The 12,826-nt window shown below is 41.5% G+C and carries 7 protein-coding genes; all 7 read right to left on the reverse strand.

Annotated features, from left to right (window positions below; translation table 11 throughout):
• Window positions 1-657, reverse strand: a 657-nt coding sequence (locus tag AB5I83_RS17745; protein ID WP_448977182.1) for a hypothetical protein, incomplete at its 3' end; no start/stop codon positions are given.
• An 88-nt stretch (window positions 658-745) separates the two neighbouring features.
• Window positions 746-1,984: a hypothetical protein gene (locus AB5I83_RS17750; protein ID WP_448977184.1), complete on the reverse strand. Its 1,239-nt coding sequence runs from the start codon at window positions 1,982-1,984 to the stop codon at window positions 746-748.
• A 539-nt stretch (window positions 1,985-2,523) separates the two neighbouring features.
• The gene (locus tag AB5I83_RS17755) at window positions 2,524-4,869 is read right to left on the reverse strand and encodes a beta-glucosidase (RefSeq protein WP_448977185.1); all 2,346 of its coding nucleotides are present in this window, start codon (window positions 4,867-4,869) and stop codon (window positions 2,524-2,526) included.
• The gene (locus AB5I83_RS17760; protein WP_448977187.1) at window positions 4,870-7,641 is read right to left on the reverse strand and encodes a glycoside hydrolase family 3 protein; all 2,772 of its coding nucleotides are present in this window, start codon (window positions 7,639-7,641) and stop codon (window positions 4,870-4,872) included.
• 174 nt (window positions 7,642-7,815) lie between these two features.
• On the reverse strand, window positions 7,816-10,314 hold the full coding sequence (locus AB5I83_RS17765; protein WP_448977189.1) for a GH39 family glycosyl hydrolase: 2,499 nt from the start codon (window positions 10,312-10,314) through the stop codon (window positions 7,816-7,818).
• A 167-nt stretch (window positions 10,315-10,481) separates the two neighbouring features.
• Window positions 10,482-11,309 (reverse strand): hypothetical protein, encoded by an 828-nt coding sequence (locus AB5I83_RS17770; protein ID WP_448977190.1) that lies wholly within the window; start codon window positions 11,307-11,309, stop codon window positions 10,482-10,484.
• 364 nt (window positions 11,310-11,673) lie between these two features.
• Window positions 11,674-12,807, reverse strand: a complete 1,134-nt coding sequence (locus AB5I83_RS17775) for a DUF6602 domain-containing protein (protein ID WP_448977192.1) — start codon at window positions 12,805-12,807, stop codon at window positions 11,674-11,676.
• Window positions 12,808-12,826 lie beyond the last annotated feature (19 nt).

Genomic DNA, 12,826 nt, shown 5'->3' on the forward strand with positions numbered 1-12,826 from the left:
AATTAATTGGTCAACTTTACTGCGATCGCACTGATTCAAATAAAATACATCCTCATTTTTTTCGATAATCCAGTTATTCTTGCGATTGTTTGTAAATAACACCACATTTTTTGCTACGGGTTCCTTTTGCTCAGTGAACTCCATAAATAGCAGCGTGTTTAACTGACCATTTGTTGTTTTCAGTGTTTGATAGAATTGCTGTTTTTCCCCCTCCAACACAGGGAGACCGAAGAGCTTTTGATTATCCTCCAGTGAGTCCAGCATCTGTTCGAATTCAGCCTGGCTAAGTTCAAATCCACTTCCACCGTTTTGAGTACTTATTCGGTAAAATCCAGATATGATCTCTCCAGTTATTTCTGCAGATACTATTTCAAAAACATGTACCTGCTCATCATAAAGCAGAGAATGCTGGAGGACCATCTTTCCATTGAAATGGAAGGAAACAGACTCCTCCCCGCCTTCTTCCCCATGACGGGAAGCTTTGATTGATTGGTCTGAGTAATTTAACAGGGAGATGACCTCTGCCAGCTCTCCCACTAGCGTAAACTTATGATTTTTGTATATCAAGAGATCTTTCGACAGAAGCGAACGAGTCGAGATTTGAAGCAAAAGATCCATTTTTTCATCGTCCAGTTCCCCAAAATAAACCTGCTTCAATGCATTCCCCTGCTCAAAATATCCTTCGCTGTAAAAACAATAAATTTAATTCCTCAATAGAAAGTGAAATTTTATCCATGTTTCCCTCCTAGCCCCCAAATCCAAGGATTGATTTTGCTCCGCTCAAAAGGCTTGAAGCATGTTCTTTTACATTATTAAAACCATCCTTTACCTTGCTGACACCTGAAGCAATCGCCTCAGTTCCTTTATGGATCCCATCTTTAAAATGCAGGGCTGTTTTATCAACCCATGCAGGAGTTTTGTCAGCAATCTTGTCGCCAACCCAGCTGCCTACAAAACCTCCGATAGAAGCACCGACAACTGTGCCTACAGGGCCGAACACACTTAGAAGAGCCCCGCCTGCTACTGCTCCAGCGACAGAGGTTGCAGAAACAACCGTCGTTTTATATACGGCACTGCCTACCACTTTTGCGTTCTCTTCTTTCAACTTCTCACCGCTATACATGTTATAATTCTCGGTGATTTTTATTCCTGCGCCAATTGTTTCGGCTCCCGCTGTTATCAGTACGGCCAGTGCCGCATTTGATTTTCCGAGCCTCAACCCGTTTTTCAATACACTACCCGTATTATTTTTCACTGCATTAAGCATCGTTCCGCCCTTGGCATCATCCATAAGCTTGGAAACGCTGTTGCTAAGGCCTGCTATATCCTTCGGAAAATAATTGGCCGCCCGCTTATAAATAAGTTCAGATAAGGTTTTTTTGCTAAAGGCTCTGGTAGGACTGACCATCAACCGGGCAAGCATATTCATTTTAGAGTTTTCAATCCTATGAATTATGCTAGCCATAGGCAATCGCATCTTACCCAGTAAAACATCATCGACTACCTGGAACTTGCGCAGTACTCCATCAATATCCGCGAACCTGAATCCAAGCAGGTGCATGAGTCCTGCACCAGCAGAATATTGCGCACCATGGAGAAAATCCACCCATCTGCCATAAGTATTATTGTACGTTTCATATAAATTACTCGCAAAGTGTCCATCAATCTGCTTCCTTGCCGACTCAATCGCCTTATTAACAGCGTCTGCCTGGCGATTCACCCGGTTTTCCGAATTCGCATATCGGTCGGCGGATTGAATGGTGAAAGACTTCAGCTGCTTCATATGCATTTCAATTCGGTCCGAGGAAGCCGAAGCACGCCGGAACTGGCCGCTAATTCCATTGCGCCCAAGTATTCGTGGATCAACACTGCTTCTTACTCCGGAAACCCTATTCTCGATACTTTGCAGCCTGCTAATCGTTTGACTCAAGCCTGAAACAGAATTATTGATATCATTGATGTTGAATACAATTTTTGAAGACAAGGACCTTCACTCCTGTTAAAAAAATTTACAAACACCACCAATGAGTTGGTGAAGTTTTCCATCCATTTCATTATAGTTGAGAACGTTTTTTAATTAAATATCATTACCTGAATATAGGTTAAAAGGATGATTTAACCAGTTAGAAATCAAGGTCTTTTTACCCAATAGGGTCGGTGACTAAACCTGATTCTTAACGAAAGTCCACTTGACCACTGTGAAAAATCTTTCCTCTCCGACATAGACACACCTTTGCATGACTTCATCAAACAGAGACACAGTAACGATTCTGCCCTCTTATATTATTAAAATGGGATAGAGAACCAGGGACGGTTGTTGTCCCGAAACTCCTGTATTGTAAACAATTAAATAGGAACTTTAAGGGCAGGTTGCTTTATTGGATAAAAAAAACGATAAGCAGCGTGAACTGCTTATCGTTTTTTAGGATTTCTGAGTAGTTGATCTTTTACTTATGCTGACTGCCAGTTCAAATTTAAGATCCAATTGGCATCTCAACTTACTATTTCGACATGCAACCTCATCTAGTAAAAATTAATAATCCTTAACACTCGATCAACCATTTTGTTGCTGATTTTCCCTTGTGAAAAGCGGGGAATCTGCCTGAATGGCATGTTCATGACAAACATAACATTGTTGGCTTGCAGTGGCTTGCCAATCAGGAATAATAATTTTTGCACCGAAAGGACGACATGGTATAGCAATCTGCCAGCGCCTTTTTTATATCGTGCCTGAGAGATTGTATCGTTGTAGCCAAGGTCTTTTTTCTTATCCCATAATGGGTTAGGCGGTGTATATCCCAGCAGCTGAATAAATTCTTTGTCCTCAACCTCATGAACATTTGCATGATAAAAGTGCTTCAGCAAGTCTTTGTCATAGGGATTTTCAGCGTCATCACCTTTAATGTCTACTACCTCAGACAAACGAATGTCTTGGATCGAACTTCCGATTTGCAGTTCATATTTGCCGCTTTCAACCGACCATCCGTTTATTCCTGTGTTAAAGTAGGCAAAGTCTCGGTCTTTAAAATCAATTTGCACTTCTTTCTTTTCATCAGGCTCCAAACGGACTTTGACAAATCCCTTTAATTCCTTATTTGCCCGGAAGACTTTTGTTTCAAGCGGCTTGATGTAGAATTGGGCAATTTCCTCACCCGGCATGCTGCCTGTATTGGTGAGTGTAAAGGTCAAGCTGCTGCCGCTTATTTTCAAAGCACTATATTCAAATTGTGTGTAAGATAACCCATAACCAAATGGGAACAGTACTGGTACATTGGCACTATCGAAATAGCGATATCCGATAAAAATACTTTCCCGATGTTCTGAAGTAGCTTCCTGCCCAGGATAATAGGGCGCTGAAGAAACATCTTCGTATTTTAGCGGATAGGATTCCGCAAGCTTCCCGCTAGGATTATACTTACCTAACAGGATATCCCGCAGGGCGGTTGCTCCCCCCTGGCCGCCAAGGTAGCCATGCAGGATAGCCTTAACATCCTTCACAAAAGGAATTTCAATTGCCGAGCCGCCAGATAAAACAACCACAATATTCTCATGGACTGCAGCTAGGCTCTTGATCAATTCCAGTTGGTTATCCCTCAGCTTCATATCCTTCCGGTCAACGCCTTCTGCTTCGCTTCCTTCATCCAGTCCGAGGAACAACAATATGACATCCGCTTTTCCCGCCAAATCTAGTGCCTGCTTCTTCAGCTTAGGGCTATTTCCCCCAAAACGTTTGAAGCCCTGTTCGTACCCGACAATGTTCAAGTTCGATTCCTTTAACAAATCCAGGGCACTATCCACTCTGGTTGGATTGATTAAGGAACTTCCTGCTCCCTGATAGCGCGGGGTCTCGGCGAAGTCGCCGATGATGGCTACTTGCTGTTCTTCCCTTAACGGCAGGATTCCTTCTTCATTCTTTAAAAGAACCATGGATCTTCTAGCTGCATCGACTGCTTTAAGATGGTGCTCTTCATAATCAACTTTCACTGTTTCATCCAGTGATTTTCTTGTTTTAAAAATCAGCTTCAGCAGCCTGTCGACACTTTCATCAAGGACAGATTCATTTAGTTCTCCAGTTTTTACTGCCTCTACGATTTCCTTGTCCGTTATTCCGCCTGTTGATGGCATTTCAAGCTGGTTTCCTGCCAGGAGCCCTTTTACACGATCATTATTGCCTCCCCAGTCGGTAACGACAACACCATCAAAGTTCCACTCGCCGTATAAAACATCCTTCATCAGATGCATATTTTCGTTGGCATATTCTCCATTCACCTTGTTATAGGAGGTCATCAATGTTTTGGGTTCGCCTTCCTCCACTGCGTACCGAAAACCTTCCAGATAAACTTCACGGAGTGCCCGTTCATCGACCACTTCATCAATTGTCATCCTCATATGTTCCTGGCTGTTAACGGCAAAGTGTTTCGGACATGCAGAAATGCCATTGGATTGAATGCCCTTGACCATACTGGCGGCAAGCTTTCCGCTCAGGAATGGATCCTCTGAAAAATATTCGAAATTCCTTCCGCATAGAGGGTTTCGTTTAATGTTAAGGCCAGGCCCGAGCAGGACACTAACCTGCTCACTGGCCGCCTCCTTACCGATATATGAGCCGACTTCATGGAGAAGTTCAGCATCCCAGCTGTTAGCCAGGGTTGCTGCAGGCGGGAAACAAGTAGCCGGCAGACTTTTATTCAAGCCCAGATGATCAGCCTTGCCTCCTTGCTTGCGCAAACCATGCGGTCCGTCTGTCAGCATGATGGATGGAATGCCCAGCCTGTCAATCGGCGTTGTATTCCAGAAGTTCTCCCCCGACATCATGGATGCTTTTTCTTCCAGACTCATTTTACTGATTAGGTCTTTGTATTTAAGCATTTATTTCACCTTGTTTGTTTGTAGAATGTAGTAGCAAATATTATGTGCAGCGTTCCTTAGGCCAATTAAGGTTCCTGCTTCATCCTTTTCCAGATACTCAGACAGCTGTTTTTCATAAGTGTTGGCATTAGGTGTATTGATCGGGCTGGCCAGGAACATATCGTTTCCAGCATTTATACCTTGGTAAGTGTCAAAGTGATTTCCTTGTCCCGCAAGGCCTGCATCTGTGATGACAAACCCTTCAAAGCCCCATTCCTTCCTTAGAACATCGGTTAGAAGTTCCTTGCTCCCTCCAGACCATGTCGTGCCAATCCTGTTAAAGGCAGACATTGCACCATAAGGATTCCCTTCTTTTACCGTAATCTCAAATGGCTTTAAGTAAATTTCCCGCAACGCCTGTTCAGTTGCCCAGACATACAAACCATTTTTCGCACGGTTTGTCTCCTGGTCATTTGCTGCAAAGTGTTTCATGACAGCAACGGTACCTGTGCTTTGAATACCTCTTGTATAGGCAGCAGCCATTTTGCCGGAAATGTATGGATCTTCTGAGTAGTACTCAAAGTTCCTTCCTCCCAGCGGTGAACGGTGCATATTAAGGGACGGAGCATACACAGCATCTACCCCGAACGATTGTGCCTCCTGCCCCATCGCTTCGCCCATCTCCTCAATCAACGCGTCATTCCAGGTAGACGCAGCATTGACGGAAATAGGGAAGGCAACAGTTGCCCATGCATCAAAGAAGTTACGGATCGCAGCAGGGCCATCATACATTTTTGTGGCTGGAATGCCCAATCTGTCAATCGGCTCATTCCAATAACCGCCGTCACCAGTAAGCTTAATCATTTCCTCTGCAGTAAACTGATCAAGGAACTCTTCCCACTTAGGATCGTTGTAATCGAGCCCTTTTAAATCCTCGAGCTTAATATTGTTTTCAGCATCTGTTTCTGGTGCCTTAGCAGTTGAAGGCTCAAGCTGGTATTCTGCTGTTTCAGCAACTGTATCAGGAATCAAGAAATCCTCTCCCTCTGGAGCTTTTGGCATTGTTCCCTCAGGGTTGGATCTGGATAAATAGCTCAGCCCTCCGTCTGCTCCATCAAAACGGTTCGTAATTTCTGTCCCGGTTGCATTGTCCCTGTCAAAAACTTTTGTATCAGCAACACTGAAGGAGACCTCTTCTGCAATCTCACGGATATTCCGGGCAACCTTGATCTTGTAGTCTCCCTTTTCAAGCACCCAAGCTTTCTCACTTTGGTCATCATATGATGCCATATCTTCAGCAGCGAATTTCACCGAAACCGTCTCTGACTGATTCGGTGCAAGCTCATTTGTCTTTGCATATCCTGCAAGCTCGATACTCGATTTTTCAATACCGCCTTTTATATAGGGAGGAGTGAAATATACCTGGACAACATCCTTTGCTTTATATTCACCGGTGTTCGTAACTTTTACATCCAATGATAGTTCTTTATCGCTAAAATCGGTCGAAACCACTTCCCAGTCAAAATCGGTATAGGATAGTCCATATCCGAATGGATATTGAACAGCCTGGCTGTACTGCTCGTCATCAAGGAATGTTTCATAATAACGGTAGCCAACATAAATACCTTCAAGATTATTGGTAAAATAACGTCCCGTACCATTTCCGTTTTTATCTACATACTCGAAATCACCTGTATTAAGAACCGCAGGGTTGGTTTCAACATCATAGGCATAGGTATCAACCAATCTGCCTGAAGGTGAAATTTCCCCGGTCAGCGTTTTTGCTATTGCATGGGTGCCATACTGGCCAGGTGCCCCTACCCAAAGAACGCCTTCTATATTTTCATATTCATCCACAAACCCCAGTTCAAATGCGTTCACTGTATTGGCAAGAATGATGATATGATCGAATTTTTCGTTTAATAGCTTAATAGTTTCTTTCTCATCTTCTGTTAATCTCAGATCTTCAACTTTTCGGTCAATCGCTTCTGATCCGGTCCTTGAAACCACGTATAATACTGTATCTGAATATTTTACTGCATCGTCGATCACTTTTGTTGATAGCTTATTCACAGGCATTTCTTCAGTTGAACTAGGGAAGAAGCTCACGACGTTCGGAAGCAGTGTTCCAAAAAGTGACTTTTCCGGTTTGGCGAATTCATTTTCACTAGCTTCTTTGTTGTAGGCAAAATTGCTGTAAATATTGTATAGCGTCTTATTGTATTTGATTCCCTGTTCCTCAAGTGCCATGTACAAATCATCAACATTTGTACTGTCGATGGCTCCCGCTCCGCCTCCCCCGAAAATAGGTTTCGCAGCTCCAGCCCCGAATACATTCAATTTCTTATCTTTAAGAGGCAGTAAATCGCTTTCATTTTTCAGTAAAACAATACTCTCCGCCGTTACTCTCTCAGCCACTTCCTTTGAAAGTGCTGCAGCGGCAGCCTGTTCACTTGTCAGTGGTGCTGTTGCACTGGCATACCAGCTCATGAAGCTTCCAGAAATCAGGATCACTACTGCGGCAACAGACCCCAGTACATAAGGGCGCCTTCTAATTTTTTTGAACTTCTTGAATCCCTTTTTCTTAGCCCTTCTTTCCCGCTTGTTTTCAGTAGACTTGATCTCCTGTTTCCAAATGGCGATATGTTGCTTATCTTCACGCTTCAACTGTTTTCTTTCATCTCTCGGAAGGCCTTTTCTCTGTTTCTTGGCCTCCTTTAATTCCTGAACCTTTGCTTTGGCTTCAGCCTTATACTTTTTAACAAGGTCCCTGTATTTAGGTTGTGACATCATTTTCCCCTCATCTTTGACTGAATTTCCTCAAGCAGACGATACGCCCTGCTATCGGTATCTAAAATATAAATTCTTTTGAAAGCATTTACATTCCGATACTTTAGAAAAGGTGTTCCAATTCTTGACCAATAAAAAAAGCATTCACCACTTTTACATGGAGAATGCCCTTTAAGGTCAGTATCTGCGAATCAATTCAATCAGTTGTATTTCATGAGGCTGCAGGATTGTCTGTAAGTCATACCTGTTATTCAAGAAGACTTCCTCTGTCTGGAGCCCCGGCTCTGCTTTTCCCTTAATATAGGTGATGGCATCATGATCGAGATGGACGCTCGCCCCCATATTCAGCCAGGCATCATATGCCGACCCCTGCTTCCTGTTGACGTATTGCTTCTTTACTGTATATTCCCCAATAATCCCTTCCAGGCTCAATTGAAAAGATAACGCCTCATTCTTCTCGAAAACAGAGTAGCGGCTGGTCGGTGATAATTGCGAATAGTCAAATGTCCTGTACAGCTTATTCGGATGGAGATAATTGAATAACAATATTTGATAGTTATCTCCCTTTTTCGTGACAATCATATTTTCTTCTTTTGCCACAAGGTGATCGCCAAGCTTATTCAAAAAGTAAAAAGCATTATAAGATGCCCTTTTGATTCCGTTATAGGTCATCAAACCAAATCCCCCATGGAATAAAGGCTTCTCCTGCTGGCGCTCTTCAAATATATCCGTGAAGGTCCAATAGCCCATTCCCTTCACCTTCGAAAAATTTCCAACAGCATTTTTTACAATGAAAGCTGCCATATAGCATGTATCATGAAGTAAATCCCTTGTATCCACGTTGGCGTTCCATTCCGTCACCCATATTTCCTTACTCTTATCAGGATTCAAATCTTGAATTGTTTTAATAAATTGATCGATGGATGTGGAGAAGGTATTTTCATCACCGATCATAATACTATACCGGTTGGCCATCTTCGTAAAAACATCACCAGAGTGAGAAGAGTCTGGTTGTGATTCCGGAATCCTTCCCAGGTTATAAGCATGGAAAGTGATAAAATCCAAATCAGTATTCTTTTTCTGTAAATACTCATAGAATTCAAGAAGCCATGATTGATAACCCATCAAGGCAATCGTCCCAACCCCTCCCACTTGAAGAAAAGGGTCAATGGATTTAATCCGCCGGTAACTTTCCGCATATAGGCTAAAGAATTCCTCTCGAGTACCAGCGAAGAAGTGACCAACTTCAGGTTCATTCCAGAACTCAAAATACCATGTTCTTACTTCCTGGATTCCAAAACGATTGATGAGATGCCTGATGAAAGCATCCACCAATTCTAGCCATCTTTCCATATTCTTAGGCGGAGATACGTAAGCTTTCCACCAGAATATAGAATCTGCTGACCTTGCCAAATCCTTGGGCATGAAGCCGATCTCAATAAAAGGCTTCACATTCGAATCAAGCAAATTGTCCAGTAATGAGTCGATATGATTAAAATTAAAATAGTAAGTTCCATCCGGATTCTCATTGTATACAAGAAGCTCGTCTGACAATATGCCATGAAACCTGATATATTCGAACTTTATATCATCTTGCAGCATCTTCAATTGTTCTTTGAAGTCATGTCTCAAAGCATGCGGCGCATAACCAAAGGTTGTCAGCCTCGTGAAGGAATGGTCAACTTCTTCCAATGCCTGCGTCAAGTCTACCGTAATGCTCTTTCCAGGAGCAGGCCGCTGATCACTTAGAGCCTTACGCTCAAGATGCTTAAAAAGATTGGCAAGCGACTCCCGGCTATTGATGCTAAGATAATCCCTTGGAAATCTCTGCTCGACTTCAACCTTATAGTCTTCCCGATACTTGCTTGGTGTGATGCCTAACACTTCCTTGAAAACCCGGTAGTATGCCTTGCTGTCTGGAAAACCATATTTTAGGGCAATATCCATAACGGGCTCATCAGTTGTTCGCAATGCATTCAGGGATTTAAATAAACGCATACTGTCCAATTTCTTTTTAAAAGAGACACCAGCTTTTATTTTAAAATACCTGGATAAATACTGCGGATTCAAGGAAAATTCTTTTGCAATATCCTGGAGCCCTAAATTGGAATCTGCGCAATGGTGATTCATGTACTTGAGGATGTCCAGCATTCTCTGATCATCATCGAGTTGTTCGTTCTGTTCTGGCACTGTCATTTCAAAGTGCTCCAGCAGGATTAAGACAAGTTCTAAGAGTAATTTCTCAATCTTTAAGCGAAATAACTCTTTCTTATTAATAATTAAATCCATCATGTTAGCCAGAATGTACTTCATTTCATCCAAAGCAAAAAGGGATCCAGTCTCTACCTCATTTGAGTTTAGATAGAACCTTTTCTGTTCAAGAGCAATCCCATATTTCTTCGAAAAACTATGATCTATTTGAAGTGCCAATACATTCGTTTTACCAGTTCCTGCAGTAGAGTTAACAAAGTGAAGCTCATCTCCATTAATCAGGAATAAATCTCCTGCCTCCAGCTTATAACTGTCCCTGTTCACCCTTATTTCAAGTGCACCCTGCAGTACAAAGAGAATCTCAGTATCCTCATGCCAATGGTAAGGGAACTGCTCTACCGTTTGAGTAAAAATCCTGATCGGCAAATCCACATCATAATCAATTTGCTCATATTGGTAAGACATAACCGACTTCCCCTCCTGTTCTGACAAACCTCAAACTGTTATCACTCTTTGATTTGCATTATTATACCATAAGCTTGTCCTTTCACTAGCTAGCTTTACTGCCAAATGATCCACAGCTTTCTTTGGCTCTAGTGCCACCTAGAGATTTATTTAATTCCCTTTTTATTTCAACAAACCTGCATTTCATAAAGCTCCTTAAAATAACGCTCCTGGAACTTCTTGTTCAGAATCCCGGTAAAATAAGCAATCGGATTCTTCACTTCCACCTTAGATTTCAGCTTCCGGACGAGCTGTTTGAAAGAGTCAAGGGATAGTGATAACAAGAGATCCGTGTCTTTTTCATAGTTGTTACGGTAGGCAGCAACCATGCTCATCCGCCAGAATTCTTCAATTGACTTTGCGGCTGGGAAAAAGTATTTTACAAGATTGACGAAATCACTGGGAACCCGGTCACTGACAAAAAGATGCTCTTCCGGTGCTTTTTCAGCAACGGGTTTTAACTCCTGAATTTTGGATAATTGTTCTTCAGCAGCCTTTTCTTCACGTTTATTATTCTTTTTAATGTTAGCTTCTAAAGGAATGATAGTTTTATATTGGTGGCTCAATTGTTCGCCATCTGGTAGTTCATTCATCGGGAAACGATTGAATACATACAGATTGCTAGACTGTGAGCCGTTCGTGCGCGCAGTTTCAAATACAGTAAAAATACCAATTTCACCAGCCTTCAGGATCATCCTTTTAAAAGTAGAACGGGAAATCCCCATTTCCCCATACTCCTCATAAATAGCCTTCAAGACCGTCCCGATCTTAGCATTCGCCACCCCAGGAACCTTCGCAGCAAAACGAGCCAGCCTCTTCAACCCAATCAACTCACCCTTACTGAAAAAACGCTTCTTATCCGCCATCCACATCTCAAAATGATTGTTAAACTCCTTCAACGAACCAAACTGTGAATACTCCCCAAAACTCTCAATAACCGCCGATTTAATTGTCATGCTACTGCACCACCCTTTCACCCTTTATATATGGATGAAAGGGTGGAAAGGACAGGGTGAGATCGGGTGGATTGTGGCGGTTTTGTGAACAATTTGCTAGGAAACTTTAGAGCAAAAAAATACGATAAGCAGTGGGAAACTGCTCATCGTTCTGTTTGGATCTTTGAGTATTTAATCAAACTATGCATTTATGCTAACTTCTAACTCTTAATTGCCAACTGCTAGTTCCTCTGGTCAGTTTGACAACGTCAATAATTTCAACTTCCAAATGAGCCGTTCTTTTGTCTCAATACTACCCACTCTACATATCCATAGTATATGTGACAACACATGGGGTGATGGTGATAATATAAAGTAAACTTTCTTATAATTCCAGAAAATTCAACTTACTCTCATCAGGCCAGCAATAGTGTCTGGAAGGTTCTGGGTGTAGGATTGTTGTATCTGCAACCCCATTAAAAATCTGTTGTGAAAAAACTTTAAAGTGATAGTACTTATCATCTTTTTGCTTAGGGATAAACCGTTGTTTTAATGGAGTGAAGCCTCGCATTTTTGGATACGCCCAATGCATAACATTTCCTGCCGATTTATCAATATGGTCGTAATATAAAAACAAACCGTCTTTAATACTTAAAATCATATTATGTCTATCTTCTACTTCTATTCCATTATCAGTGTAGGCTTTTTCAATTTTTTCCATCAGCTTTTTTTTATTCTTGAGAGTAATTTCATTACAAATCAAAAACGACATGACATGATCATGGTGATTAATTACGGGATTAAAATCATACAACCTTTTCCTTCTTAGAGCTTCAATTAAAAGAAGAAAGGCAGCTTTCCCTTCTCTAACATTTAAAAAATTATGTACTTTTAAATTTTCAATATGCTGATATTCGAGTTGATTAATCTTACCTAACTTTAACCTTATCAATCTGGCTATCCACTTTGGATCCACTGAAATAAAAACACCCGTTCTACCGCTTACTTCCCTTAATTGTTGTTTAATTACATTTAAATAGTAATTTCTATCTTGATCAGTTTGGAATTCTCTATACACTACCGTTGTTCCATGTCTGTCAATTTGTTTTCTAATAGCTTTATTCTTTGCTAACTTTATTAATGTATCTGTCACCTGTTTTGTAGTGGTTAAAGTAGACTTTACTTCTCCAATTGCTGCCACAGTTTCTATCGGGAAGATTCGAATGTGACTATCCTTAAATTGAGGTGCTGATTTATCATAGACGATAATATCGCATTGAGTACTGATATCAGTTGGATTGAGTGAATTAGCTATAAAACCTTCCCCAGTGCACAATCTTCCTGGAATAGTAAATTCAACAAAATCCCGTGATGCCTCCTCTCTATACCGTCCATATTCTCCAGGATGATAGATATCATCCTCTGCATCATAGAAATCCTTAGATCTTTCAAAGTGTTCTTCTAATAGGTTTACATACCAGATTAGTATTTTTTCAAGATAATGTTCTGTATATTGCAAATGGATCACCTTCTTTAGT

The sequence above is a fragment of the Mesobacillus sp. LC4 genome, assembly GCF_053543455.1.

Coding starts and splice junctions, on each gene's coding strand:
- AB5I83_RS17755 (WP_448977185.1), bottom strand. CDS start 4,869: ATGCTTAAATACAAAGACCTAATCAGTAAAATGAGTCTGGAAGAAAAA.
- AB5I83_RS17765 (WP_448977189.1), bottom strand. CDS start 10,314: ATGTCTTACCAATATGAGCAAATTGATTATGATGTGGATTTGCCGATC.
- AB5I83_RS17760 (WP_448977187.1), bottom strand. CDS start 7,641: ATGATGTCACAACCTAAATACAGGGACCTTGTTAAAAAGTATAAGGCT.
- AB5I83_RS17770 (WP_448977190.1), bottom strand. CDS start 11,309: ATGACAATTAAATCGGCGGTTATTGAGAGTTTTGGGGAGTATTCACAG.